Origin of the sequence: Akkermansia muciniphila, from assembly GCF_018709685.1 — a bacterium.
Taxonomy (GTDB): Bacteria; Verrucomicrobiota; Verrucomicrobiia; order Verrucomicrobiales; family Akkermansiaceae; genus Akkermansia; species Akkermansia muciniphila_E.
Window position 1 is genome coordinate 35,015 of sequence record NZ_JABDHQ010000012.1, and the last position, 26,157, is coordinate 61,171.

At 60.6% G+C, this 26,157-nt stretch carries 20 protein-coding genes; 14 read left to right on the plus strand and 6 right to left on the minus strand.

Features of this window, described 5'->3' with window-relative positions:
• Positions 1-50: 50 nt before the first annotated feature.
• The 3 genes from HHJ06_RS08800 to dnaG all read right to left on the minus strand — a co-directional run bounded on the left by HHJ06_RS08800 (position 51) and on the right by dnaG (position 4,757).
• Positions 51-746, minus strand: a complete 696-nt coding sequence (locus tag HHJ06_RS08800; protein WP_215428965.1) for a M15 family metallopeptidase — start codon at positions 744-746, stop codon at positions 51-53.
• Between the two features lie 74 nt (positions 747-820).
• A complete protein-coding gene (gene rpoD / locus HHJ06_RS11880; protein ID WP_215428966.1) occupies positions 821-2,893 on the minus strand; it encodes an RNA polymerase sigma factor RpoD in 2,073 nt (690 codons plus the stop codon).
• Between the two features lie 58 nt (positions 2,894-2,951).
• A complete protein-coding gene (gene dnaG / locus HHJ06_RS08810; protein ID WP_215428967.1) occupies positions 2,952-4,757 on the minus strand; it encodes a DNA primase in 1,806 nt (601 codons plus the stop codon).
• Positions 4,758-4,965: 208 nt separating this feature from the next.
• On the opposite strand from dnaG, the gene HHJ06_RS08815 reads away from it, so the two are divergent.
• Complete coding sequence (locus HHJ06_RS08815) at positions 4,966-6,402, plus strand: NfeD family protein (RefSeq protein ID WP_215428968.1); 1,437 nt, start codon at positions 4,966-4,968, stop codon at positions 6,400-6,402.
• Positions 6,403-6,430: 28 nt separating this feature from the next.
• Complete coding sequence (gene rimO / locus HHJ06_RS08820) at positions 6,431-7,789, plus strand: 30S ribosomal protein S12 methylthiotransferase RimO (RefSeq protein ID WP_215428969.1); 1,359 nt, start codon at positions 6,431-6,433, stop codon at positions 7,787-7,789.
• 97 nt (positions 7,790-7,886) lie between these two features.
• Here rimO and HHJ06_RS08825 read toward each other — a convergent pair whose 3' ends face one another.
• Entirely contained in the window at positions 7,887-8,504 is a 618-nt protein-coding gene (locus tag HHJ06_RS08825; protein ID WP_215428970.1) for a hypothetical protein, read from the minus strand.
• 279 nt (positions 8,505-8,783) lie between these two features.
• Here HHJ06_RS08825 and HHJ06_RS08830 point away from each other — a divergent pair, with 279 nt between their 5' ends.
• Positions 8,784-10,655, plus strand: coding sequence for a 4-alpha-glucanotransferase (locus tag HHJ06_RS08830; RefSeq protein ID WP_215428971.1), 1,872 nt, complete (start codon positions 8,784-8,786; stop codon positions 10,653-10,655).
• A 158-nt stretch (positions 10,656-10,813) separates the two neighbouring features.
• A complete protein-coding gene (locus HHJ06_RS08835) occupies positions 10,814-11,674 on the plus strand; it encodes a 50S ribosomal protein L11 methyltransferase (RefSeq protein WP_215428972.1) in 861 nt (286 codons plus the stop codon).
• Positions 11,675-11,816: 142 nt separating this feature from the next.
• Here the strand turns inward: HHJ06_RS08835 and HHJ06_RS08840 are convergent, their stop codons facing one another.
• Positions 11,817-12,419 carry a riboflavin synthase gene (locus tag HHJ06_RS08840; RefSeq protein WP_215428973.1) on the minus strand — a complete coding sequence of 201 codons (603 nt, stop codon included), beginning with the start codon at positions 12,417-12,419 and terminating at the stop codon, positions 11,817-11,819.
• Between the two features lie 24 nt (positions 12,420-12,443).
• A complete protein-coding gene (locus HHJ06_RS08845) occupies positions 12,444-14,057 on the minus strand; it encodes a putative Na+/H+ antiporter (protein ID WP_215428974.1) in 1,614 nt (537 codons plus the stop codon).
• A 225-nt stretch (positions 14,058-14,282) separates the two neighbouring features.
• Between HHJ06_RS08845 and HHJ06_RS08850 the strand changes: the two genes are divergently transcribed.
• The 10 genes from HHJ06_RS08850 to nuoL all read left to right on the plus strand — a co-directional run bounded on the left by HHJ06_RS08850 (position 14,283) and on the right by nuoL (position 26,136).
• Entirely contained in the window at positions 14,283-15,716 is a 1,434-nt protein-coding gene (locus HHJ06_RS08850; RefSeq protein ID WP_215428975.1) for a polysaccharide deacetylase family protein, read from the plus strand.
• Positions 15,717-16,155: 439 nt separating this feature from the next.
• On the plus strand, positions 16,156-17,400 hold the full coding sequence (nuoD, locus tag HHJ06_RS08855) for an NADH dehydrogenase (quinone) subunit D (protein ID WP_215428976.1): 1,245 nt from the start codon (positions 16,156-16,158) through the stop codon (positions 17,398-17,400).
• A 49-nt stretch (positions 17,401-17,449) separates the two neighbouring features.
• Positions 17,450-18,031 carry a complex I 24 kDa subunit family protein gene (locus HHJ06_RS08860; RefSeq protein WP_215428977.1) on the plus strand — a complete coding sequence of 194 codons (582 nt, stop codon included), beginning with the start codon at positions 17,450-17,452 and terminating at the stop codon, positions 18,029-18,031.
• A gap of 29 nt (positions 18,032-18,060) precedes the next feature.
• On the plus strand, positions 18,061-19,461 hold the full coding sequence (gene nuoF, locus HHJ06_RS08865) for an NADH-quinone oxidoreductase subunit NuoF (RefSeq protein ID WP_215428978.1): 1,401 nt from the start codon (positions 18,061-18,063) through the stop codon (positions 19,459-19,461).
• Between the two features lie 51 nt (positions 19,462-19,512).
• Positions 19,513-21,249, plus strand: a complete 1,737-nt coding sequence (locus tag HHJ06_RS08870) for a molybdopterin-dependent oxidoreductase (protein ID WP_251841478.1) — start codon at positions 19,513-19,515, stop codon at positions 21,247-21,249.
• Between the two features lie 35 nt (positions 21,250-21,284).
• Entirely contained in the window at positions 21,285-22,553 is a 1,269-nt protein-coding gene (locus HHJ06_RS08875) for a complex I subunit 1/NuoH family protein (protein WP_215428979.1), read from the plus strand.
• Between the two features lie 27 nt (positions 22,554-22,580).
• Positions 22,581-23,144 (plus strand): NuoI/complex I 23 kDa subunit family protein, encoded by a 564-nt coding sequence (locus tag HHJ06_RS08880; protein ID WP_215428980.1) that lies wholly within the window; start codon positions 22,581-22,583, stop codon positions 23,142-23,144.
• A 36-nt stretch (positions 23,145-23,180) separates the two neighbouring features.
• Positions 23,181-23,936 carry an NADH-quinone oxidoreductase subunit J gene (locus HHJ06_RS08885; protein ID WP_215428981.1) on the plus strand — a complete coding sequence of 252 codons (756 nt, stop codon included), beginning with the start codon at positions 23,181-23,183 and terminating at the stop codon, positions 23,934-23,936.
• Between the two features lie 26 nt (positions 23,937-23,962).
• Complete coding sequence (gene nuoK, locus HHJ06_RS08890) at positions 23,963-24,280, plus strand: NADH-quinone oxidoreductase subunit NuoK (RefSeq protein WP_215428982.1); 318 nt, start codon at positions 23,963-23,965, stop codon at positions 24,278-24,280.
• Positions 24,281-24,303: 23 nt separating this feature from the next.
• On the plus strand, positions 24,304-26,136 hold the full coding sequence (nuoL, locus tag HHJ06_RS08895; protein ID WP_215428983.1) for an NADH-quinone oxidoreductase subunit L: 1,833 nt from the start codon (positions 24,304-24,306) through the stop codon (positions 26,134-26,136).
• Positions 26,137-26,157 lie beyond the last annotated feature (21 nt).

Here is a 26,157-nt window from a genome sequence, read left to right on the forward strand (position 1 = left end):
AAAAAATCAAAGGATAAAATGCGCGTCCGTGACAGCGGGAGTGCCCGTGCCTACCGCGCGGCCATGCCGTCCCATACCGGGAAGTAATAATGCAGGGAGGGCGCAGGTTCATTCAGCAGACGGTAGTGCCACCATTCCGGGGAATAGTTGGCAAACCCCTGTTTTTCAAATGCCTTTTTCAGAATCATCCGGTTCCGGTGCTGGACCGGAGTCACCAGGGGGCTGTCCGTGGCGGAGCTGGGGTCCAGCAGGTCATGATGGCCGCCCATGTCCACGGGCTTTCCTGTTTTAGCATACAGCAGGGAGACGTCCACGGCCACGCCGCGGGAATGTTCCGAGAAATCGCGCACATAGTGGTCCCCGAATACCTTTGCCTTGTCAATGTTCGGGTAATACCGGGCCTTCATCTTCTGGTCACCCGCGTCCGCGCCCCATTTGCAGATGTCCAGCACGGCGGTATGGGGACGGTAGGCGTCATAAATTTCCAGCACATAGCCCTGCCTGTACAGGTCTTCCGAGACTTTTTTCAGGGCTCGCGCCGTCTGTGTGCGCAGGATGGCGCGCCTGCCGTGGTAGCCGTCCAGCGGACGCCCCACAAAATTGTCATACCCGGCATACTTCAGGTTGGTCTTTACCAGCGGGGCCACCTGGTCCACATAAACAAAGCCCGGCTGCATCACGGGCTGGAGCGGCTGGTTGAACGCAGGCTTGAAGTCCCCGGTGCCGGAACAGGAAGCCAGTAACATAAAAATGCCGCATGCCGCGGCCACGCAGGTCTTCATGACCCTGGAGCGTAGCACGGCATACGGCGTAAATCCGGTCAGGATTCCGTCATTTCCAGGAATCCCTTGATCTTGCTGATGCGCGTGGGGTGGCGCAGCTTGCGGAGGGCCTTGGCTTCAATCTGGCGGATACGTTCGCGCGTGACGCTGAACTGGCGGCCCACTTCCTCCAGAGTACGGGGGCTGCCGTCCCGGAGTCCGAAGCGCTGTTCAATGACCTCTCGCTCGCGGTCCGTGAGGGTGTCCAGCACATCCTTGATCTTTTCCTTCAGGAAGGAGAAGGAGGCTTCCTCCATGGGGTTTTCCGCTGCCTTGTCCTCAATGAAGTCGCCAAAGGAGGTATCGTCGGAATCCCCCACGGGGGCTTGCAGGGAAATGGGCTGCTGGGCCATCTTCAGCACGGAACGCACGCGTTCCACGGGAAGGTGGATTTCCTCCGCGATTTCCTCCGGCGTGGGTTCGCGCCCGTATTCCTGCACCAATTGTTTCTGAACACGCATCAGTTTGTTGATGGTTTCAATCATGTGCACGGGAATGCGGATGGTGCGGGCCTGGTCCGCAATGGAGCGGGTAATGGCCTGGCGGATCCACCAGGTGGCGTACGTGGAGAACTTGTAGCCGCGGCGGTATTCAAACTTTTCCACCGCCTTCATCAGGCCCATGTTGCCCTCCTGGATCAGGTCCAGGAAGGAAAGGCCGCGGTTGGTGTACTTTTTGGCAATGGAGATGACCAGGCGCAGGTTGGCTTCCACCATCTCGTCCTTGGCCCTGCGGGCTTCGCGGAGCCATTTGCGGAGCTCCTGATAGGCTTCCGTCATTTCATCCGCCGTCATCCACATGCGCAGTTCCAGTTCCGCAAGGTGTTCCTTCTGTTCCTTGTTTTCCGGGTCCTGGGCCACCTTCTTCTGCATGCGGAGCACGCGGTCGCGGGCCTCGTCAATCATGGAGCAGAAATCTTCAATCACCTTGTGCTTGAAGTACAGGCGACCGAAGAGCTTCACCAGCACGCCGGCAATCTTGTCAAACTCCGCCTGGCGCGCTTTCACAGACTTGGCGGCTTCCCGGCTGCGGTACAGCTTGCGGAAGGCGCTGGAAGCGTCCTGATGGGTCTGCTGGATCTGGGCGCAAAGCTGGGCGAGGCCCTTCATGTAGCGTTCCCGGGAGTCAATCTTCTTGTCCAGGATGACGCGGTCAAAGCGTTCCTCGTTGTCAAGCAGGCGGTAGGCCACGTCCAGATAGGCGTTCGCAATGAAGCCGAAGCGGTGCACGCAGCGCTGGACGTTCTGTTCCGCGTCCTCAATCCTCTTGGAGATGGCCACTTCCTCTTCACGGGTGAGCAGGGAAACCTGGCCCATCTGCTTCAGGTACATGCGGACGGGATCGTCCAGAATGTCCATCTTGGCTTCCAGCTTTTCCTCTTCGTCTTCTTCCTCCGTGTTGATGCGGGTGCGGTCCGTGTAACTGTCCACGTCGGACGCGTCAATGATGTCAAACGCCATGCTGCGCAGGCGGTCCATGATGGCCTCGTAATCCTGCTGGTCAACAATGTCGTTGGGAAGGGAGTCATTAATGTCGTCAAAGGTCAGGTAGCCCTGCTCCTTGGCAAGCTTGATCAGTTCACGGATTTTTTCCTGGATTTCCGGGGCGTCAATCGGATTCGTGATCTTGCGGCTGGCAGCCCTCTTGCGTTCCTCTTCCAGGATTTCGCTCAATTTCTTGGGGGCTTCCGCCTTGGCGGACTTCTTCTCCACGGGTTTCTTTTCCGCAGGCTTGGCCGGGGCCTTCCCGGTTGCGGCAGGGGCTGCCGTTTTTTTGGCCGGAGCGGCGGCGGGGGCCTTTTTAGCGGGCGCCGCAGCCTTCCTGGCTGCAGTAGCCGGGGCGGCCTTTTTCACCGGGGCCTTCTTTTCCGCAGCGGGCTTGGCGGCTGCGAGCTTTTTGGCCGCCGGAGCGGCAGCCTTGGCGGGGGCTTTTTTGGCAGGTGCCGCCTTGGGAGTGGTTTTGGAAGTTTTTGCGGCAGGCTTGGCCGCTACTTTTTCCTTGGATTCAGAAGCTTTTTTGCTGGCGGAAGTCTTCTTGGGAGAAGAGGAGGATGGGTCACCGGATTTGGACATATCTTGAAAAGAAGAGGGCACAATTCACCATTATACAATACCCGGAGGTATCGAAGCACTACATTGTACCCAGTAAACGCTTCAAGTCAACACTAAGTTTGGATAACTCCAGCTTTCTGGCGGCATCCGTGGAGGGGTCCGCAATCTCCGCTTTCAGGGAGGCGATGTGCCTTTCCAGCGCAGCCTTCGCAATGCCGGAGCAGGCCTCCTGAACGCTCCTGTCCACATCCGGAATGGGCACCGGGTCCAGATTCAGCAGGTGCAGGGCGTCCCGTTCCGGCTGGGGAAGGGACGCCAGAAAGGCCTGGATGGCCGCGGGGCTGTCCGGAGAAGGAAGCCGGGCCAGGATTTTTTTCAGGATTTCCCCGCCTTGCAGCATCCGCATGGGTTCCAGCAATTCCTCAATGCGGTCCACGATGAGGCTTTGCGCCCGCGCGTTCTGAAGGGACAACTCGCAGAGCACGGCCACCGCCCGGTTCATCTTCACGGGGGGCAGCACCTGCGGAACATCCTCCTCCGGCGCGGAACGGCCCGCGGACTGGGTCTTTTCCCTCTCCCGGCGCCTGCCCGCCGTTCTCACCGCGCCGCGCAGGTTGTCCGCCGTCATGCGCATGCGCGCGGCGATGTCCGCCGTGGCCAGGTCACGCGCCACAGGGTCGCTCATGCAGGCCAGCAGGGACGTCAGCTCACGGGCAAAGGCGGCGCTGGAGCCGGCGTCATTCAGCAGCCCCCGTTCCCGGGCGCGTTCAATGCGGACTTCAAAGAAGGAATGAGCCTGCTCCACCATTTCCGAAAAAACTTCCTTCCCTTCCCTCTTCATGAAGGAGTCCGGATCATCCCCCGCGGGCAAATTCACCAGGAAAATATCCTTGCCGAAGGGGGCCAGTTCCCTGAACGCGCGGTCCGCCGCCGCCATGCCCGCCTTGTCCGCGTCAAAGCACAGTACAATCCGGGAGGCATAGCGTGAAAGAATCCTGGCGTGCTCCGGCGTGAACGCCGTCCCCAGCGGAGCCACGGCAAAGGAAAGCCCCGCTTCATGGCAGGCGATGACGTCAATCTGCCCTTCGCACAACAGGGCCTTTCCCGTCTTCCCCATGGGGCCGCGCGCCCTGTCCAGCGCAAATACCACGTCTCCTTTCTTGAAAATGGCCGTCTCCGGGGAGTTGACGTACTTGCCCACGTTTTCCTGGGCCCGCAGGATGCGGCCGGAGAACGCCACGCACTCCCCATACACGTTGTTGATGGGAAACATCAGCCGGTCCCGGAAACGGGCGTACAGGTCCCCCCGCTCTCCGCGGTTGGCAAGGCCCGAATCTATCAGAACCTGGTCCGGCAGGCCTTCCGTGCGCGCCCAGGCCAGAAACTCCCGGGAAGAATCCGGCGCCCAGCCCACCTGCCAGCGCTTGGCCATGTCTGCCCCGTAGCCGCGGGAATTCAGGTAGGCCCTGGCCTCCGCCGCCTTCGGCGAACGGAGCAGAAGCCTGTGAAAAAATTCAGCCGCCTTCTTGTGGGCTACCAGCAGGGCGGTGCGCGCCTTGCGCCGCTTTTCCTCCGCGGCGTCATACACCTCTTCCGCAATGGTGATTCCGGCTTTTTCCGCCAGACGCCGCACGGTGTCCGCAAAGCCCAGGTTCTCCATCTTCATCACGAAGGTGATGGCGGACCCCCCTTCCCCACAGCCGAAGCATTTGAAGTTCTGCCGGGTCTGGTCCACAATGAAGGAAGGCGTTTTCTCATTGTGGAACGGGCAGCACGCCTTCCAGCGGGACCCCGCCCTTTTCAGGGAAAGGTAGGAACCCACCACATCTACAATGTTCGTGGCTTCCAGAACGCGCCGAATGCTGTCTTCATCAATCCTTCCCATAAGGCGCGGCCAGTCTAGCACAGCCCCGGCGCATGCACAAGGAGACAGAATCAGGATACCCGGGAGAGGCACAAACCGGAAAAAACGGGCGCGCAGCCATGCTCCGGCCCCAGGCCGGTTGAGGCGGCGCGGCGGTATCCGGCGCCACGGCGCGCGTGAAACGCATTTCCCCATTGAGCGCGGGCGCGGAACGTGTTAGCTTGCAGGCATGAAGCATATTCACCTTCTGTTGCTGGCTCTGCTGGCCCTGTTTGCCGGGTCCCCGTTCCGGGCGGCCGCGGAGGAATCCTTCCGCGACCGGGTAGTGGTCATCCCCGTGGGAGAAGACTCCCTGACCAGCAAGCAGAGCTTCGGCTTCATGAACCGCATCCTGAAGCGGGCGCAGGAGGAACAGGCGCGGGCCGTGGTGTTTGACCTGAACACGCCCGGCGGCCTGGCCTGGGAAACCAGCGAGATGATGATGAAAAGCATCCAGCCGCTGACCATTCCCACCTATGCCTACGTGAACCCCAAGGCCATGTCCGCCGGAGCGCTTATCTCCGCGGCGTGCGACAAGATTTACATGGCGCCCGTCTCCTCCATCGGCGCGGCGGGCATCATCACCTCCTCCGGGGAGGAAATGGACCCCGTCATGCGCAAGAAGGCGGAAAGCGCCTTCTGGGCCTTCACCCGCTCCGTAGTCACGGAAAAGGGCTACCGCCCGGAGGTGGTGAAGGCCATGATGATTCCGTCCGACAAGGACCAGCAGTTCGGCCCCGTCAAGCTGGAAAAAGGCGCGCTCCTGACCCTGACGGGCAAGGAGGCCGCCACGCGGCTGGAAGACGGCAAGCCCCTGCTGGCCCAGGGAACGGCCACCTCCGTCACGGACCTGCTGGCCCAGGAGAAGGTGGATGCCCCCGCGGTCACGGCGGAGCCCACCGCCTTTGAACGCATCGGCCTCTGGATTGCATGGGCCTCCCCCGTCCTGATCCTGCTGGGCATCGGCGGCATTTACATGGAATTCAAGACTCCGGGGTTCGGCATCGGCGGCATTGTGGCTATTGCCGCGTTCGCCCTCTTCTTCTTCGGCAACAACATTGCGGGGAACCTGGCGGGGTATGAAACGGCGGCCCTGCTCATTCTGGGTGTGGTCCTGCTGTGCGTGGAATTCTTTGTCATCCCCGGCACCTTCATTGCGGCCATTGCGGGCGGCATCTGCATCTTCCTGGCCCTGTTCGGCGGCATGATCAGCTCCTGGGAATGGGACCACGTTATCCGTGACGGACAGTGGGACGACGTCAACACGCTGGCAATGGTCCTGGGCATTCCCCTGCTGAAACTGGCCCTGGGCCTGACCGGAGGCGCCATCCTGATCGCCGTGCTGATGAAGTACCTGCCGGATTCCATCCTGATGCGCCGCGTGACGAACGCCACGGTCAGCGGAGGCCCCGCCGGGGAAGCCGTCAACATTCCGCGCGTGCAGGTAGGCGACCGGGGGAACGCCGTAACGGAGCTGAAACCCAACGGCAAGGCCATGATCCATGGCGAAATATGCGAGGTTTTCTCTCGACAAGGCATACTGATTAAGGGTACCCCTGTGCGCGTCGTGGACATCCGTCCGTTCGACCTCGTCGTCGTCAGGGACGACTCCCCTGCCGGGGACTGACCTCACCACGCTCTCTTCACTCACTGCCATGCCTCTCACCGTTGGACTCATTTCCCTGGGCTGCCCCAAGAACCTGATCGACTCTGAAATCATGATCGGCCACATGCAGAAGGCCGGCATGGCCATGACCCCGGACCCGGAGCTGGCGGACGTGATGGTGGTCAACACCTGCGCCTTCATTGACCAGGCCAAGCAGGAAGCCATCGACGCCATTCTGGACGTCGTGCGCGCCCGGGAAAGCGGAGCCTATCCGGAAAACCAGAAGCTGATTGTGGCGGGCTGCCTGTCCCAGCGCTTCCAGAAGGAACTCCCTGCCCTGCTGCCGGAGGTGGACGCCTTCATCGGCCCGGACCAGATCACCAAACTCCCGGAAATCATCACGGAAGTGATGGAGCGGACCGCTCCGGACAAAAATTTTATTGAAGGCAAGTGCAAGTACGTGCCGGACTGGGACACGCCGCGCTACCGTCTTACCCCCTCCCACACGGCCTACATCAAGATAGCGGAAGGGTGCAATCACGGCTGCGCCTACTGCATCATCCCCATGATCCGGGGGCGCCACCGCAGCCGTTCCCAGCAGGACGTGGTGCGTGAAGCGGAAGCCCTCATCCGGTCCGGAGTAAAGGAAATCTGCCTGATTGCCCAGGACATTACCTATTACGGCATGGACAAATGGACGGACGCCCGCCCCAACCGCCGCAGCGCGGTGGACTCTTCCCGCGGGGAATCCCTGGCCACCCTGATCCGCGCCCTGAACGCCATTGAAGGGGAATTCTGGATCCGCCTGCTTTACACCCATCCCGCCCACTGGGGCGACGAGCTGACCGCCGCCATTGCGGAGAGTCCCAAGGTGGCCCGCTACGTGGACATCCCCCTCCAGCACATTTCCGACAACATGCTCAGCGCCATGCAGCGCGTGACGGACGGGGACTACATCCGCAACCTCCTGCGGGACATCCGGAAAGCCGTTCCGGGAATCGCCATCCGCACCACCTTCATCACCGGATTCCCCGGAGAGACGGAGGACGACCATCAGGAGCTGATGGAGTTCATTGAAGAATTCCGCTTTGAACGGGCCGGTATTTTCACCTTCTCACGGGAGGAGGGAACCAAGGCCTACAAGATGCCCAACCAGGTGCACCACCGCACCAAGGCGCGCCGCTATAATGAGGCCACCCTGCTGCTGACCCGCATTGCCTCGGAAACGGGCCAGGACCAGATCGGCAAAAAAATCCGCGTGCTGGTGGACGCGCCCGGCGTCGCCAGAACGGAATGGGACGCCCCGGACATTGACGGAACCGTCTCCGTCCCCCTCACCCTGCCCGTGGGAGAATTCGCCACGGTCACTGTAACGGACGCCGTGGCGTATGAGCTGACGGCGGAATAGGTTTCAGCCAATCAGACAGGAGAAAACAAGGTTAGAGAGACCAGCGCAGGCGGGTAACAAATTCATCCCCGCTCTCCGGCGTCTGCGCCAAAGGCGCTTATTGCTTCACGCTGGATTCCGGGAGAGGCGCACTGACCGGAGGAGGTTCCTGCGGCGCGGCTCCCGAAGGTGACGGGGAAGCGGAGGCCGGCACCGGAACCAGGGAGGTATCCATGCGGGACATATCCAGCTCACGGGAAGCCGCTGCGGCTTCCGGGCTGACGGCGCCCATATTGGCGGGCAGCGGAAGCAGGGCTCCGTCCGGCCCTACCATGTCGGGAGCGGTGACGGGATAAAAGCCCATCATTTCCTGCGGATTGACTACTTCAGACAGGCTCACGTACCCCTGGCTGCCGTCCTCAAATTCCACCTTGGCGAACAAGTCTCCGCAAACCAGCACCTTGGCTGTTTTCACGCCACCCTTGACGGTTCCGCTCGTGGAAAAATTATTCTCCGGATTCTGCTCGAACACCATCAGCTTCTCCTTCTTGAACGTGACGGATTCCCCCGGCTTGTAAGACGCCTGGTCCGCCCTGTGTTTGGCCGCCATTTTCTTGGACGTGATGCCCACGGGGTCCAGCGCCGAACTCTGGCGCTCCCAGGCATTCATATGCTTGTTCGGGCCGCAGGAGGCCAGAAGCGCCAGCAGGGCGGAAGGGAGAAGTGCCAATTTCATTTGCGTATGATTTTAACTGCCACAGATTGCGGATGGAAGCAGAATTTGCGCCTGTTTGCGCAGGATGCCATTTCAAAAGAAAAATCCCGTCTTTCATGTCCATGCGCGTTCCGTTCATTCCGGGCAGCCAGGAAAACTTCTGCGCGCTCTTCCTGCGGAAACCGCGGAATCATGGCGCAAAGGCAACGTATTAGGCTTGCCGCATTCCTCCGGGAGATGCTATTCTGCTACTCACGGTTTCCACGGCTGGCACAGGTCCATCCGGGAAACCGTTCAAGCATGCGTTCTGATATGGATGAAAAGAGATTAGCCGGCGTAGTTCTGCCATTGTTCTCCCTGCGCCGCAACAACGACCACGGCATCGGGGACCTGACGGCCCTGCGCCAGTGGATTGACTGGGCGGCGGACGCCCATGTGGGATTTCTCCAGCTCCTGCCCGTCAATGCTCTGGGGCGGGACGAATGCCCTTCCCCCTATTCCGCCATCAGCTCCATTGCCCTGGAGCCCCTGTACCTTTCCCTGGAACCCTGGACCATCCCCGGCCTGGAAGAACGCGTCTTCAATGAAACCGGGGATACGCTGCCGTGGGAACAGCCCTCCGGCCCCAACCTGGTGGACTACCCCAAGGTCAGGTTCTGGAAAATGTGGATTCTGCGGGAAGCGTGGAACAATTTTAAGACCAAGCCGGAATATGAAGGCATCATGCCCAAGTTCCGGGAATGGGTGAAGGAACAGGGAAGCTGGCTGGAAGACTTTGTCTGCTTCCAGGTTCTCTGCGACCTGTTCGGCACGGAGATCTGGTGGCACTGGCCGGAGCAGGACCCCGCGCGGGCCAAGGCCATCGCCGCCGATTACGAGGAGGAAAAGGACTTTGCCCGCTGGCTTCAGTGGCTCTGTGAAAAGCAGTGGGAATTCATCCGGATTTACGCGGACGAACGCAACGTGAAACTGATGGGGGACATCCCCATCGGCGTTTCCCTGAGCAGCGCGGACGTCTTCTTTGAACGCTACCTGTTTGATACGGACTGGTGCGGCGGCGCCCCGGCGGAAGGCAATTACGCGGAGGATCCGTTCACGGCAAAATGGGGGCAGAACTGGGGCATTCCCCTGTACAAATGGGACGTCATGGCCCAGGACAACTTTGCCTGGTGGAGACGCCGGGTGAAGTACTGCACCAAGATTTTCAGCATGTACAGGATTGACCACATCCTGGGCTTTTACCGCATTTACTCCTTCCCGTGGAAACCCACGGAAAACGAGGTTTTCCTGCCTCTTACCCTTGAGCAGGCGGCCCAGAGAACGGGAGGCAGGCTCCCCGGCTTCAAGCCGCGCGCGGATGACAACGCCGTGGACCGCAACCTGAACCTGACGGACGGAGACCTTTACCTGCGCCTCCTGCTCTCCGCCGCCCCCGGCGTCAGCGTGGTGGGGGAAGACCTGGGGTGCGTGCCGGATTACGTGCGCCCGAACATGCGCCAGCTTAACATTCCCGGTTTCAAGATACCCCACTGGGAAATCAGGACGGACGGCACCATCACTCCCGGAAAGGAATACCATGAATGCTCCTTTGCGGCGTTCGGCACGCATGACTTTGAAACCATCATGCGGACCTGGAATGACAGCTACGCCAAGATTGAACGTGCACGGAAACTGGGCCTGTGGGAGGGCACCTCTCCCAAAACGCCGTCCGGCCCGGAGCAGGAAAGCATTGTGCACCAGGCGGAAGACGGAGCGCGCCTGCTGAAATGGTTTGCGGACTTCGCGGGCATGCAGCCGGAAACATGGCTCTCCTACTGGAACCTGGAGATCAAGACGGCCATGTACAATGCCCTGTTCCGTTCCAACTCCCGTTATGCGGCCATCCTCTGGCCCGCCCTCTTTGACGTCAACAAGCGCCTGAACATTCCCGGAACCACGGGAGGCACCAACTGGCGGGAGCGCATGCCCTTCAAGGCTGTGGAAGCTTATGACATGCCCCAGACCGCATGGCTGCGCAACGTCATCAGCGGTTCGGACCGCACGCCGCTGCAAGGGGAAGACGCCATCAGAGCGCTCAAGGAATCCAGCAGGCGCCTCTTCCCGAAGGTCACCGTCAACAATGAACGCTTCCTGAAACGGATGCTGATGTGGCCCAACGGAAAATCCCTGTAAGTTCCGGCCAGTTTCCGGAAGGCCCTCAAGACCTTGCGGCGCTTCACGGCCTTTAAGGGAATAATCCCGGAAATGGATAATCCCCGGAGCTTCCTTTAACTGTTCCTTCCTTTGCATCCGTCCTTGCCTCCTGCCGGAAAAGCTTCCATACTCCCCGCATGACCTGGAGCTGGAACAAACTGTCCCCCGCCAAATGGGAAGACGCGTGGAGCGAACGCATTGCCGGAAATCCCAATGCCTCCATCACCATCATCAAAGGGGGCAAGACCATCAGAATTACCGTTTACTGTGACCAGGAAGAAGACGCCCTGACCCTGAAGCAGTATTTTGGCGGCTCCGTCCGGGAAATCAAGACGCGGGACTGGGTAGCGGCCCAGAACCGGGAGGAACGCGCTCCGCTCAAAATAAGGAATTCCCTGGTCATCACGGAACAGAGCTCCGCAGAAAAGCTTGCCGCCCTGCGGCAACAATTCCCCGGACGCCGTATTCTGAGCGTTCCGGCGGAAATGGCCTTCGGCACCGGAGACCATGCCACCACGTCCGCCTGCCTGCGCTTCATTGCCGACTTTGCGCACTCCCGCAAGGGAAGAGCCTGGACTATGACGGACATCGGCTGCGGAACCGCCGTACTGGCGATTGCGGCGCTGAAACTGGGGGCGGAGCACGCCGCAGCCTTCGACTTTGACCCCATGGCGGTTGAAGTGGCCCGGCACAACATGGAACGCAACGCCGTCACGCCTGAACAACTGGATTTATTTGTCGGGGACGTTTTTGAATGGACGCCCGCAGCCCGGCAGAAGGGCAGCCTGGTCGTCGCCAACCTGTTTTCCACCATCCTGCAAAAGGCTTTTCCCCATATTATCGCGGCGATGCAGAAGGATGCCGTGCTGGTCATTTCCGGGATTCTGGCCTCCCAGTGGGAAGAAACGAAGGCGGCAGCGGAACATCACGGCCTCTCCTTTGATCGGGTCATCAAACGCGGCAAATGGGTCACAGCCAAAGGCGGAATGGCGAAGTAGGGCGTTCCTTTACGGGGGCGCTGGAATAACGCTTGTCCCGGCAGGACGTACCTTCACAAGCCAGTGGAATACATCTTTCCCCTGCACAAAATCAATCCGTCCTGCGGGCCTCACACTTCACCTTCACCCCTCCCGGAAAGCCTCACCCCTCCGCGTTTTCGCGGGCAGTAAACAGCTTTTCCACGTACTTGGCCAGCATGTCCACTTCCAGATTTACCGGCTGGCCGGAAACGGCGCGTTGCAGGTTCGTGCGGCCAAAGGTATGGGGCGTAATCCAGAATTCCAGCAGGGAGCCGTTCAGATTGGCGATTGTCAGGGAAATGCCGTCAATGGTGATGGAGCCCTTGTCAATGCAGTAACGGGCCAGTTCATCCGGAATGCGGACTTCCAGGCGGTGGTCCTGTCCCACGGGTTCCAGGGCCGTAACCGTCCCGGTATTGTCCACATGCCCCATCACAAAGTGGCCGCCGAAGCGGTCCATGGCGGACATGGCGCGCTCCAGGTTCACCAGGCCCCCGGGCTGGAGGTTCCCCAGGCTGGTGACGCGGAGGGTCTGGGAAAGCAGGTCAAAGGAGACCCGCTCCCCGTCCAGCGCGTCCACGGTCAGGCAGCAGCCGTTGACGGCTACGGAATCACCCAGGGAAAGTTCACGGCCAAACGGAATTACCAGCGTCAGCCTGGCTCCGCCGTTGATGGGCGTAAACCCTTCCACGGTTCCTGTTGTTTCAACGAGTCCGGTAAACATAAAAGTAACGTCCGGCTCCGCCCCTTAATGGCCGAAGCAGGTGAAGAAGATGAACACGACAGCCGTGGGGAAAGCCGCCCAGGCAAACAGCCACAGGGGATTGATGCCCTTGAAGTACTTGCCCAGAATAGCCTGCCCCGCCGGGTTGGGGGCGTTGGCGATGACCGTCAGGCCGCCGCCCGTTACGGCGCCGGCCACCACGGAGTATTTGACGGCTTCCGGCAGGTTGGGCACCGTGGACGCCAGGAAGGTGACGGCGGCGTTATCATTGAACGCCGTCAGCAGCGTGGCGCCGATCATGGCGTAGTCCCCCAGGCGCGTCAGCACCGGTTCCAGCCACCAGGCCTGCACGCCGCCCAGAATGACCAGGCCCGCCAGGAAGAAGCCCACCATCATGGGAACACGCAGGGACATCTGGTTCTGGTACTGGGGGGTGGCCACCGTAAAGCCGATGAAGAAGAGGAAACTGCCGATGAACATGACCGGTTCATGGGCAAAGAGGACCGTCCAGGTCAGGAAGCAGACGTGCGCCAACGTCACCCACGCCGGAATCTTGTCATTGCGGTCTTCCCAGGACTGGGGAACGGCGTCGTCAAACTCGTTGAACTCGCGCTGCTGGGCGGCCAGCCGACCGAACTCCTTGCGGAAGAGGAAGAAGTAGGCCAGGTTGGAAATGATGATGGCGGAAACAGCCTTCCAGCCAAAGTGCTGGATCATGTGCGCAAGGCCCCAGTCCCACTTTTCCGCCACCATCACCACGGGCGGCGCGGCAAAATGCGTCAGGGTGCCGCCTATGGAGATGTTCACGAAGAGCAGCCCCAGCGTTGCGTACATCAGGGTCTTCTTCGGCTTGAGGTCGTAAAACTTCTTGCTCAGGATCAGGGCGCCGATCGTCATGGCGGCAGGTTCCGTAATCAGGGAACCGAGCAGGGGAGCAAGGGTCATCACAGAAATCCACCAGGCCCCGGGCGAAGATTTCCCGAGTTTGGCGCCGTAGTTGACCACGGATTCCGCCAGCTTGAAGATGGGCCGGGAAGAGGCGATGATCATGATGATCATCACGAACATGGGCTCCGTGAAAGAGCAGTCGTAATTCAAATAGGCTGAGAAGTCCTCAAAGGAATAATACTTCCAGCACACGAACATGAAGGGGATGATCCAGATGCCGAACACGGCTTCCACCTCCCCCAGGAAATGGAAAATGGCGGACGCGAAGGAGACCGGCAGGCGCTCCTCCGGGTGCATCACGCGGAAGTTGGTTTCCTTGAGCTTTTCCTTGTAGCGCAGCGCCAGCTTGTGGGAATAGCGTTCAAAGCGCCCTGCCAGGAAGGTATGGATAATGGCGCCCATAAAGACGAGCGTCACGGCTAGGTTGAAACCGCCGGACTGCTCGTTGCGCTCGGTAAGCACCTGCATCAGGCTGGCATCCGGCGGAGCGGGCTTGTACTGGTTCAGGGGAATGGGAAAATGGCTGTACTGGGACTCTCCCCCCACTTCCGTGGCGGGATACGCGGGTTCCGTCACTCGTACAGAAGCCTCGGCGGCCGATGCACCCAGAAAAAAGGCGGCGGCGGCCACGGTAGTGAGCAGCCCCGCACGGCGCGCCAGAACTTTGAAGAAATGACAAATACAGCTCATGTCTGCGGACACACTAAACACCTCCCCTTTTTTCGGCGAGCGGAAAATGAGTCTGTATGCTTTTTAACGGGAACGGGTTCAGTCCGGAAAAATCCGTACGGAACTGAAAGGGAGCGCATGCGGCAGGGAAAGCCTGTCATGCCTGCCTGAGTTTAAGGTTGAACAGGAAACTTAAAAATAGTAGTTGCAGGTATGCGCTCCGTCTCAGGCCTCCTTTCCATTTTCATGATTGCAGCCGGTGCCGCATGGGCCGAACTTCCTCCCGACCTGCCGCCTGCCGCGCCCCTGCCCCTGGCGCCCGGCCCGGTCATCGGAGGCTCCATCAAGGGAGACCCGGCTGCCGGCGTCGTTCCCGTACGGGAACTGATTGAAGCCAACCGCAGGGATGAAAACATCCCCATGGCGGAACCCATTCCCGGAGAAACGGGAGCCTCCATTCCCTCCGCGGAACCCATCCCGAATGCGGAGCCTATCCCCGGAGAAACGCACCTGCGCGCCCCGGCCCAGCCCGCGGGCCCGGCCCCGGTCATTCCTCCCACGGCTTTCTCGCCCGTTCCGGTTCCCCAGCATGAAACCCGCGTTGCCATCCTGGGCTATCATGACTTCAGCCGCACCCTGCCCGCTACGGAAATGCGCATGAATACGGATGTGTTCCGCGCCCAGATGCAGGCGCTGAAAGCCAGCGGCGTGCCCGTCATTTCCATGAAGGAGTTCCTGGAATGGAAACTCGGCAGCAGGCAGCTTCCCGCCAAATGCGTAATGATCACCATTGACGACGGCTGGAAGAGCGTCTACACGGACGCCTACCCCATCCTGAAGGAAACGGGATTCCCTTTCACCGTTTTCCCTTATACCAAATTCATTACGGGCCGCGGCTCCGCCATGAGCCATGACCAGATTCAGGAAATGCTGGACAACGGCGCCACGCTGGGCAGCCACTCCGTCAGCCACCTGTACCCCAAATCCTGGCGCGCCGCCCAGCGGAAGGGAACGCAGGGCGTGCTGGACCTGGCGGAGGCGGAAATAGTCGCTTCCCGGAAAATCCTCCAGGAAAGGTTTCCCGGCTCCGCCGTGGAGGCTTACTGCTATCCGGGCGGCTTCGTCCTGCCGGACATGATCACGAAAGCGGAGGAAGCCGGATTCCAGGCGGCCTTCACCGTCATTCCCAAAAAAGTGACCAAGGACACGGACCGCTGGCGCGTGCACCGCTACATGGTCTTCGGCAAGGATCCCAAGACCTTCACCAGGGCCCTGAACTTCAACACTCCCACCGCTCCGGAAACTCCATCGGCCACTCCCGGCAACAATCACGGAAACACGCTGGACTCCTATCCCGCTCCGGCCCAGCCCGTCTATCCGGCGGCCAATACCGTGGTGAAGAGCCAGAGCCCGGACATCTCCATTTCCCTGGCCCGTGAACCCGCCTTTGACCCCAAGCAGGTGGAAATGCGCGTCTCCGGCTTCGGCCTGGTCAACGCCCAGTTTGACCCCAAGGAGAAAATCCTGAAGTGGACGCCCTCCCGCCCCCTGCGCCTCAGCCCCGTAACGGTGCAGGTACGGTGGAAGAACCTCTCCGCCAACCTCTGGCAGACGGCCACCTGGCAATTCGGCATCGCGGAGCAGGAAATGCACTTCATTCCCCAGAATGTCGTGAAGTAAATAAATAACCGCAGGAGTGCCGCAACCCCTTGCGGCAAGTCCTGTTCCCCGGCCCTCGTAAAACCCTGGAGGCGGAAAAATCCCCCTGATTCCCCGGTTGCGCTTTGAAAAACCTTCTCCTTGCTCCGGAAAGGCTCTTCCTGAAATAAAGCCACGTCTTTTCCGCCATCCACCGGAGGGGCGCATCCCGTCGCGAGGCTAACCACACCCCCGTGGACCGCATCCGGATTCCAAATCCCTCCCGCTCCATATTCATTACCGTCCCCTGCGGGATTCATTGTTAGAATTAACTAACATTCATAAGTTGAGGAGACTTCCGCATCAACACGGAAAGCTCCCCCGGAATGCCAAAAAAACTGACATTTGGCTTGCCCGCATGGTGTGAAGTGGCATAATCATTCGGCACCATTATCAGGTTCAGCCAGGCACGGACATCCACATGAAGACGAGCACTAAAACTTTCGCCATTGCAGATACAGCCGCTAACGCAGACTATCTCACCAATACTTCCGAACCGCTCGGAGAAACGATGACCCTGAACGTGGGCCCCTCCCACCCCGCCACCCACGGCGTGCTGCGCCTGGTGCTGGAACTTGATGGTGAAGAAATCATTACGTGTGATCCCGTACTGGGCCATCTGCACCGCGGCATGGAAAAGATCGGGGAGACCATCCAGTACAACCAGTTCGTCCCGTACACCGACCGTTTTGACTACCTGGCCCCCCTGTCCAACAACATCGCCTATGCCTGCGCGGTGGAAAAACTGCTGGGCTGGGAACTGCCGCCCCGCGGGCAGGCCCTGCGCGTGCTGGCCCTGGAGCTTTCCCGCTTCTCCTCCCATATCCTGGGCGTGGGCGTGTACGGCATGGACGTAGGCGCCATGACCGTCTTCCTGTACTGCTATGAGGAACGTGAAAAAATCCACAACTTTTACGAACAGCTCACCGGGGCGCGCTTCACTTCCTCCTACACCCGCATCGGCGGCCAGACGCGCGACGTTTCCAATGAAATGCTGAAGGAAGTGCTGGTGTTCTGTGATGAAGCCGCCAAGACCCTGGATGAAACGGAAGCCCTGCTGCTCCGGAACAAGATTTTCATTGACCGTCTCCAGGGCGTGGGCACCATCAGCCGTGAAAAGGCGCTCTCCTGGGCCCTGACCGGGGCCAACCTGCGCGCCAGCGGCGTCAAGCGGGACCTGCGCAAGACCAATCCCTACCTGGGTTATGAAAATTACGAGTTTGACGTCCCCGTGGGAGAACACGGCGACTGCTACGACCGCTTTACCGTACGCATTGAAGAAATGCGCCAGTCCCTGCGCATCATCCGCCAAGTAATTGAAACCATGCCGGACGGCCCCATCAACATGGTGGACACCAAGGGCACGCTGCCTGAAAAGAAGAAGGTGATGACGGACATGGAATCCCTGATCCGCCAGTTCATGACCACCACCATGGGCGTGAACGCTCCCGCCGGGCAGGTTTACTTTGCTGCGGAAAACCCGAAGGGGGAACTGGGCTTCTTCCTGGACTCCAAGGGAGGCGGCCTTCCCAACCGCCTGCGCATGCGCTCCCCCTCCTTCTGCAACCTGTCCATCCTGCCGGAACTGCTGAAAGGCCACCTGGTTTCCGACGTTCCGGCCATTCTCGGCTCCTTCGACTTCGTGATGGGCGAATGCGACCGCTAAACACACGCTCCCTTTTTCCTTTCCAACTCAAACACCAAATTTCCTTCCCATGTCCGATTACGCTGAAAACGCCATCGACGCGACTATTGCCCACCAGCCCAGCCCGGGCGAACGGTTTTACCCGCCTTTTGAAGTAACGCCGGAACTTGACGCCGCCGCAAGCGAATACATCACGCATTATCCGGAAGGCAAGCAGAAGTCCGCCGTGCTCCCCATCCTGCATGAAATCCAGAAAAAATTCGGCTTCATCTGCGCAGACGCCATCACCTGGACAGCGGAAAAGCTGAACATTTCCGCCGCCCACGTGCTGGGCGTGGTCACCTTCTATCCCGGCCTGCGCCAGATGTGCCCGGGCAGAACCCACTTCCGCGTATGCCGCACCCTTTCCTGCGCCATGGCGGGAGCGGACAGCCTGTTTGACACCATCTGCACGCGCCTGGGCATTGACAAGAGCGGCATTGACCACCACCACCCCATCGGCGTCAGCCCGGACGGCCTGTGGAGCGTGGAGGGAGTGGAATGCCTGGCCAACTGCGGCTTCGGCCCCAACATGATGGTCAACGACCTCCTGTATGAAAAAGTCACTCCGGAACTGCTGGAGGAAGTGATCGCCAAGCACCAGAACGCCTAACCCTTTCCACCCCGCACCAGATTTTCGCCATGAGCATCACCTATCTTCCCGGTAAAGAACCCCACCCCAGGGAAACGCGCCGCATCCTGAAAAACGTCAACCGCGAAGGCTGGAACACGTCCATTGACTGCTACCTGGCCGACGGCGGCTATGAAGAACTGAAAAAGGCGCTCGGCATGGAGCCGAAGGCCGTCATTGACGAGGTGAAGAAATCCGGCCTGCGCGGCCGCGGCGGCGCGGGCTTCCCCACCGGCGTGAAATGGACCTTCATCCCGCCGAACAACACCAAGCCCGTTTACCTGGTCTGCAACTGCGACGAATCCGAACCCGGCACCTTCAAGGACCGCTACATCGTCCACCAGGACCCCCACCAGCTCATTGAAGGAATGGTCATCTCCAGCTACGCGGTGGGCGCGCATCTGGCTTACATCTACATGCGGGAGGAATTCCCCATTGCCGCGGAAATCATGCTCAAGGCCCTTCAGGAAGCGCGTGAGCGCGGCTTTTTGGGCAACAACATCCAGGGGTCCGGCTACGATCTGGAAATCCGCCTGCACCGCGGCGCGGGCGCCTACATCTGCGGCGAAGAAACGGCCCTGCTCAACTCTCTGGAGGGGGTCCGTCCCTACCCGCGCATCAAGCCCCCCTACTTCCCGGCCGCCATCGGCCTGTACGGCTGCCCCACCATCGTGAACAACGTGGAATCCCTCTGCCAGGTAAAGCACGTCATCGCCATGGGCGGAGAAGCTTACAGCCAGGAAGGCGCCAAGCGCTCCCCCGGCACCCGCATCATCGGCGTTTCCGGCGATGTGAAACGCCCGGGATTCTATGAAATCGTCTCCGGCTCCATGACCTTCGGCGAACTGCTGTACGACGTCTGCGGAGGCCCCCGGGACGGCCGCGAATTCAAGGCCGTGATTCCCGGCGGCTCCTCCTCCAAGGTCATGCGCACGGATGCGGAATACAAGGTGCAGAACCCGGACGGCACCGTGGGCAAAATCTCCTTCTTCGACATTCCTCTGGATCTGGACAGCATCGCCCAGCACGGCTCCATGTCCGGCTCCGGCGCGGTCATCGTCATGGACGACTCCCGTTCCATGCCCTGGGCCATGAACAACATCAACCGCTTCTACGCCCATGAATCCTGCGGCCAGTGCACCCCCTGCCGGGAAGGCTGCCCGTGGATGATGAAGCTCAGCACCCGCATTCTGGAAGGCAAGGCCGCCCCGTCAGACGTGGACCTGCTCATTGAAGTGGCCAACCAGATTGAAGGAAAAACCGTCTGCGCCTTCGGCGAAGCCGCTTCCTGGCCCACCCAGGCCATGGTTTCCAAATTCAAGGAGGAATTCGTGGCCTTGACGGACCCCTTCAACGCCTGCCTGCCCCACACCAGGGAAGGCAGGGAGCAAACCCGTTTCCTCACCCGCTAACAGCAGCACGCAACACCAGTTTTCAATACCATTTCCCTCCCATCCGTCATCATGAGTGAAGAAGCTTCCAAACTCCCCAAAGACATTGCCGCCGCTGAAGGCAAGGTGAACGTCCAGATCAACGGAACGTGGCACCGGTTCCCGCGCGGCACGCGGATTGCAGACGCCTGCCGTTCCGTAGGCGTGCCCATCCCGTGCTTCTGCTACCACCCCAAGCTGGCCGTCGTCGGCTCCTGCCGCATGTGCATGGTGGAACAGGGAATGCCGCCCAGGCTGGCTCCGGGCCAGACGCCCTCCTATGACGAAAACGGCTACCAGCGCATCCAGTGGATGCCGCGCCCCATCATCTCCTGCGCCAATACGGTGGCGGAAAACATGGGCATCCGCACGGACAGCCCGCTGGCCAGCGAGGCGCGCCGCGGCGTGATGGAATTCCTGCTCACCAGCCACCCGCTGGACTGCCCCATCTGCGACCAGGCCGGAGAATGCAAGCTCCAGGAATACTCCAACGACTACGGCCAGGTGGAAGGCCGCTATGAGGAAAAGAAAACCAAGAAGGGCAAGAACCTGAGCATCGGCCCGCGCGTGAACCTGGACCAGGAGCGCTGCGTGCTCTGCGGCCGCTGCGTGCGCTTCATGCGCGACATCATGCACGACGAGGTGCTCACCATGTCCCAGCGCGGCACCTTCAACGCCATCACGGTCTATCCCGGCCGCGAACTGGACAGCAACTACTCCCTGAACACCGTGGACATCTGCCCGGTGGGCGCCCTCACCTCCAAGGACTTCCGCTTCAAAATGCGCGTCTGGTTCCTGAAGGAAACCAAGACCATTGACGTGGACTGCGGCACAGGCACCAACATCACCCTCTGGACGCGTGAAGAAAAGGTGTACCGCATCACGCCGCGTCCGAACGACGCCGTGAACTCCTGCTGGATGCCGGACTCCCACCGCCTGAACTACAAGTACATCAACGCGGAAACGCGCATTCCCCAGCCCGTCATCCGCACGGACGCGGGGGCGCCGCACCGCCCGTCCACCTGGGAACCCGCCCTGGCCTCCGTCACGGAAGCCGTCAAGCGCGTCGCCCCGCACCAGATCGCCATCATCGCCTCCGGGCGCATGACCAATGAAGAACTTTACATGGTCCGCCACCTGGCCGCGCAAATAGGCACGGACATGGTGGACATCGTCCCCCGCATGGGCGAAAGCGACGGCATGCTGATCGCCGCGGACCGCAACCCGAACACGAACGGGGCCAAGCTGGTGCTGGGCATTGAACCCGGTTCCAGGCTGGCCGCCATCCGCGACGGCGTGCGCAACGGCTCCGTCAAGGGCATCCTTGCTCTGGGGGAAGACCTCACCGCTCCGGAAGCCGGCTTCACGGCGGAAGACCTGAAAAAGCTGGATTACCTGTTCATGACCGCCCACAGCGCGAATGAAACGGCGCGCCATGCGGACCTGGTTCTTCCGGGCGTCACCTACGCTGAGAAATTCGGCACCATGATCAACGTCACGGGCCGCATCCAGCGCCTGAACCGCGCCATCCAGCCCGTGGGCTACGCCAGGGATGACTGGCAGATTCTCCGGGACATCACCCTCCTACTGGGAGGCAACCCCGCGCTCAAAGACTTCAACTCCGCCCTGGACGTCCTCACCGTCATGAGCACGGAATACGACGCCCTCAACGGCGTCACCTGGGGCTCCATCGGAGACGGGGGCCAGCCCATTCTGGAAACCGGCGTCACCATCCCCGTGGTGGAACACGAACAAAGCCAGGGCCGCTAATCACACTTCACACGCACACAACCCGTTAATCCGCCATGTTTGATTCGATTCTAACCTTTTGCGACGAGGTGCTCAGCAACCCTGTGTGGTTCTACATCATCACCCTGCTGATCAAGATCGTCATCTGCTTCGCCATCACCATTCTGTTCATTCCGGTCTGCGTGTACATTGAACGCCGGGTGGCCGCCTGGATCCAGGACCGCGTGGGCCCCAACCGCGCCGGCATCCCGTTGAGCATCTTCCGCCGCTTCGGCGCGAAATCCGACCTGCCGTTCAAAAAGACGCTGGACTACTTCGGCCTGCCCCATGACGGAAAAATCGCCAACCTGTGCCGTTTCTTCCGCCTGGACCGGGACATCCCCATCTTCGGCCTCGTACAGCCCATGGTGGACGGCGGCAAGCTGTTCCTGAAGCAGGACTTTACGCCCCCCTTCGTGCGCCGCGTGTACTTCTGGATCGCTCCCATCCTGGTGCTGGCCCCCCCGCTGATGACGGCGGCCGTGGTCCCCTTTGCCGGAGACCTCCATACCTCCTACGGCAACGTGAACATGGCGGTGGCCAACCTCAGCGTAGGCCCCCTGTGGATGTTCGCCATCTCCTCCCTCTCCGTGTACGGGCTGGTGCTGGCCGGCTGGTCCTCCAACTCCAAATTCCCCTTCCTGGGCGGCGTGCGCTCCTCCGCCCAGATGATCTCCTATGAAATCAGCATGGGCCTGTCCATCATCCCCGTGCTGATGATTTACAGCACGCTGGACCTCTCCAACATCGTGGAATACCAGGCCGCCAACGGCTGGCTCATGCTCCCCGTGTGGGGTGAGGGCCTGAGCTGGCAGCGCTGGATCCTGCTGGTTCCCATCGCCATCAGCTTCATCATCTTCCTGACCTCCATCTTCGCGGAGGCCAACCGCACGCCCTTTGACATGTCCGAATGTGAAACGGACCTGGTGGGCGGCTACCACACGGAATACTCCTCCATGAAGTTCGCGCAGTTCTTCATGGGCGAATACGCCGCCATGGTGGTGGGCTCCTCCCTGGTCATCACCCTGTTCCTGGGCGGCTGGTCCATCGGCTTCGGCCTGGACGGGTGGCTGAACGAACATGTGGCCAACTGGGTGGCGGTCATCTGCCAGCTCATCGCGTACGTGCTCAAGCTCCTCTTCTTCGTCTTCTTCTTCGTCTGGGTGCGCTGGACGCTTCCCCGCTTCCGTTACGACCAGGTGATGAAACTCGGTTGGATGGTCTTCTTTGAACTGGCCGTCATCAACATCTTCATCACGGCCGCCATCCTTTACTTCGTCAAGTAATCACTTCATCCCGACAACATCACTATTATGGCCTTCAAAACGATCAAGCGCCCGAAGATTTCCCTCGGAGAGCGGTTCTACTTGCAATCCATCCTTGGCGGTCTCTGGATCACCATCAAGCACCTTGTTCTGGCCCTGCTGGGCAAATCCCGCAACAAGAAGGAACTGGCCGGTTCCGGCATCGGCGTCACGATGCAGTACCCGGAATTCCGCTGGGACAAGCACCTGCCTGAATACTACCGCGGGGCCCCCGTCCTGGTGAAGGGGGAAGACGGCCGCGAACGCTGCGTCTCCTGCCAGCTCTGCGAATTCATCTGCCCGGCCCGCGCCATCACCATCACCCCCGGAACCATCAAGGAAGGCCCCTGGGGCAAGGTGGAAAAGGCGCCCAAGGAATTCCAGATCGACATGCTCCGCTGCATCTACTGCGGCATGTGCGAGGAAGCCTGCCCTGAACAGGCCATCTTCATGAGCCAGGACTACCTGTTCACCCCCACGGACAAGGCCCAAGCCATCCACAACAAGGCCAAGCTTTACGAAATGGGCGGCACCCGCAAGGGGCTGGTCAACAAGTGGAACCAATACAAATAACCTACCCCGAAACATTCACTCCAATTTCCGTACGTTATGAACATTTTTGCCAGTGACATACTCTTTTACATCTTCGGGGCCCTGGCCGTGATCCTGTCCCTGATGGTCGTCTTCATGCGCAACCCCGTCTCCTCCGCCATGATGATGGCCCTCTCCTTCGGAGCCACGGCCGCCATCATGATCGGGCTAGGCGCCCACTTCCTGGGCATTCTCCAGATTCTGGTCTACGCCGGAGCCATCATGGTGCTCTTCGCGTTCATCATCATGCTGCTGAACGTGAAGCGGGAAACCTCCCCCTTCCGGCGTCCCGTTTCCGTCGCCATCGGCGTCATCATTGCCGCCCTCTTCCTCGGCCAGCTCATCGGCATCATCTACTCCCTGCCCGGCGCGAAGGAAACGCACCGCTGCCCGATGGCCACCGCGGAACAGGCATGGAACGACTTGAAAATCGGGCAGGATGCTCCTGAAAACGGTGCCGCACACAGCACGGCGTGCGAACAGGGCTTCAATCCCTCAAACTACTGCGTAACCGGGGAGCAACCGGACAAGCTCGTCCGCCCCCACTCCCCCTCCGTCGTTCTTCCCTCCATCTCCCCCCAATGTTCCGCGCACCTCTACCCGGAAGGCACCACCATCCGCGCGGAAATAGACAACGGGGAATTCCCGGATACCGCCCTGCTGGGCCGCACCCTGTTTGACAAATACAACCGGAGCCTGGTCATCGCCGGACTGGCCCTGCTGGTGGCCTCCATCGGCGTCGTGGTCCTGAGCCGCCGCCCCTCCGGAAAATAAAAGAACCCTTATCAAGCCTAATCATCATGATACCTCTTACGCAATACCTGATCCTCTCCGGCGTCCTGTTTGCCATCGGCCTGCTGGGGGTGATTGTCCGGCGTGACATCATCGTCATCTTCATGTGCCTGGAAATGATGCTCAGCGCGGCCAACCTCTCCCTGGTGGCGTTTTCACGCGCCCAGGGCACCATGGGGCTGCCCAACTATGACGGCCAGGCCCTGTCCATCTTCATCCTGACCATCGCCGCGGCGGAAGTAGCCATCGGGCTGGCCCTCATCGTCTCCCTGTACCGGGCCCGGCGCACGGCCAGCACGCAGGACCTCAACACGCTGAAAGACTAAGAGCAACACACCACTCCACGAACATGTTTAATATTGATATTCAATACACCTGGCTTCTGCTCTTCTTGCCGCTGGTCGTAGCCGCCTTTGACTGGTTCCTGCTGACCAGGCGCCCGAACGTCGCGGCGCTCACCTCCACCTTCTCCTGCCTGGCGACCTTCGTCCTTTCCTTGGGCCTGCTGGACCAGACCGGCTCGGACTCCTTCTCCTGGCTTCCGATCTCCGACGTCTTTTCCGTTGACCTGGGCTTCGTGCTGGACCCCCTTTCCACCCGCATGATGCTGGTAGTCACGGGCATCGGCCTGCTGGTCCACATCTTCTCCCTGAGCTACATGGCGGACGACAAGGCGAAAACGCGCTACTTCGCGTGCCTGAGCCTCTTCATGTTCTCCATGACGGGCATCGTCCTGGCGAACAACATCGCCATGACCTTCATCTTCTGGGAGCTGGTGGGCCTTTCCTCCTACCTGCTCATCGGCCACTGGTACACCAGGGACGCCGCCGCGAACGCCGCCAAAAAAGCCTTCATCTGCAACCGCGTGGGGGACTTCGGCTTCCTGATCGGCATCCTGACCCTCTGGGCGCTGACCAATACGCTGGACTTCAGCCTGATGGAAATGCCCGCGGGCCTCAGTGAAACCCTGCTGAACATCACGGTGCTGTGCCTCTTCTGCGGGGCGGTGGGCAAATCCGCCCAATTCCCGCTGCACGTCTGGCTGCCGGACGCCATGGAAGGCCCCACCCCCGTTTCCGCCCTGATCCATGCCGCCACCATGGTGGCCGCCGGGGTGTACATGATGGTGCGCGTCCAGTATTCCATAGGCGTGGAAGCCTTCCCCGCCCTGGCCTGCAACGTCATCGCCATTATCGGCGCCGTCACGGCCGTCATCGCCGCCTTCATGGCCACCCAGCAGAATGACATCAAGCGCGTGCTGGCTTACTCCACCCTCTCCCAGCTGGGCTACATGGTCATGGCCCTGGGACTGCTGGCCGGGGAAGCGGCGATGTTCCACCTCTTCACCCACGCCTGGTTCAAGGCCCTGCTCTTCCTGGGCGCGGGCGCCATCATCTTCGCCTGCCACCATGAGCAGGACATCTGGAAAATGGGCGGCATCATGAAGCGCATGAAGCTGACCTCCCTCACCTTCATCATCGCCACCATGGCGCTGGTCGCCATTCCGTTCACGTCCGGCTTCTTCTCCAAGGAAGCCATCCTGGAAGCCGCCCTGCACAAAAACCCGGTCTTTTTCTGGATCGGAGCGGGCGTGGCCCTGCTGACCACCTTCTACATGATGCGCGTCATCTTCGTGGTCTTCTTCGGCAAGAGCCGCAGCCACAGCTCGGAACACGCCAGGGAAGTGGGCGGCCTCATGCTGGTTCCCCTGCTGATTCTGGCCGTGCTGGCCCTCATTTCCGGTTACGGCTTCATCGCCGACAGGCTGGTTCCCTTCAACGGATTCGTTTCGGAAAGCTTCCACATGGGCATGCCCTTCTACGTCTCCATGGGCGCGCTGGTGCTCGGCATCCTGCTGGCCGCGGTCTTCTATGCGGGCTCTCCGGCCTCCGACAAGCTCTCCGGCAATGCCGTCTCCCGCGCCCTCGCCAACCGCCTCTACATTGACTGGTTCTATGACAAGGTGCTGGTCAGGGGCATCCAGGGCTCCCTGGCCGCCATCATCGACTTCATGGACCAGTTCATCATCTCCGGCCTCATCGTGGGCGGCCTGGCGCGGCTGACCGCCGCCGCAGGCTCCCTGCTGCGCCGCCTTCAGTCCGGCAGCATGGCCGCCTACACGGCCCTCTTCGGCATCGGCCTGCTCCTGGTCATCTACTTCACCGTCTTCTATTCCTGCTAACCTACCAACCAATCACACACC

Coding starts and splice junctions, on each gene's coding strand:
- nuoK (WP_215428982.1), top strand. CDS start 23,963: ATGATACCTCTTACGCAATACCTGATCCTCTCCGGCGTCCTGTTTGCC.
- HHJ06_RS08825 (WP_215428970.1), bottom strand. CDS start 8,504: ATGAAATTGGCACTTCTCCCTTCCGCCCTGCTGGCGCTTCTGGCCTCC.
- HHJ06_RS08870 (WP_251841478.1), top strand. CDS start 19,513: ATGAGTGAAGAAGCTTCCAAACTCCCCAAAGACATTGCCGCCGCTGAA.
- nuoD (WP_215428976.1), top strand. CDS start 16,156: ATGAAGACGAGCACTAAAACTTTCGCCATTGCAGATACAGCCGCTAAC.
- HHJ06_RS08800 (WP_215428965.1), bottom strand. CDS start 746: ATGTTACTGGCTTCCTGTTCCGGCACCGGGGACTTCAAGCCTGCGTTC.
- HHJ06_RS08840 (WP_215428973.1), bottom strand. CDS start 12,419: ATGTTTACCGGACTCGTTGAAACAACAGGAACCGTGGAAGGGTTTACG.
- HHJ06_RS08830 (WP_215428971.1), top strand. CDS start 8,784: ATGCGTTCTGATATGGATGAAAAGAGATTAGCCGGCGTAGTTCTGCCA.
- HHJ06_RS08845 (WP_215428974.1), bottom strand. CDS start 14,057: ATGAGCTGTATTTGTCATTTCTTCAAAGTTCTGGCGCGCCGTGCGGGG.
- rpoD (WP_215428966.1), bottom strand. CDS start 2,893: ATGTCCAAATCCGGTGACCCATCCTCCTCTTCTCCCAAGAAGACTTCC.
- HHJ06_RS08880 (WP_215428980.1), top strand. CDS start 22,581: ATGGCCTTCAAAACGATCAAGCGCCCGAAGATTTCCCTCGGAGAGCGG.
- HHJ06_RS08815 (WP_215428968.1), top strand. CDS start 4,966: ATGAAGCATATTCACCTTCTGTTGCTGGCTCTGCTGGCCCTGTTTGCC.
- HHJ06_RS08850 (WP_215428975.1), top strand. CDS start 14,283: ATGATTGCAGCCGGTGCCGCATGGGCCGAACTTCCTCCCGACCTGCCG.
- HHJ06_RS08875 (WP_215428979.1), top strand. CDS start 21,285: ATGTTTGATTCGATTCTAACCTTTTGCGACGAGGTGCTCAGCAACCCT.
- HHJ06_RS08860 (WP_215428977.1), top strand. CDS start 17,450: ATGTCCGATTACGCTGAAAACGCCATCGACGCGACTATTGCCCACCAG.
- HHJ06_RS08835 (WP_215428972.1), top strand. CDS start 10,814: ATGACCTGGAGCTGGAACAAACTGTCCCCCGCCAAATGGGAAGACGCG.
- rimO (WP_215428969.1), top strand. CDS start 6,431: ATGCCTCTCACCGTTGGACTCATTTCCCTGGGCTGCCCCAAGAACCTG.
- nuoF (WP_215428978.1), top strand. CDS start 18,061: ATGAGCATCACCTATCTTCCCGGTAAAGAACCCCACCCCAGGGAAACG.
- nuoL (WP_215428983.1), top strand. CDS start 24,304: ATGTTTAATATTGATATTCAATACACCTGGCTTCTGCTCTTCTTGCCG.
- dnaG (WP_215428967.1), bottom strand. CDS start 4,757: ATGGGAAGGATTGATGAAGACAGCATTCGGCGCGTTCTGGAAGCCACG.
- HHJ06_RS08885 (WP_215428981.1), top strand. CDS start 23,181: ATGAACATTTTTGCCAGTGACATACTCTTTTACATCTTCGGGGCCCTG.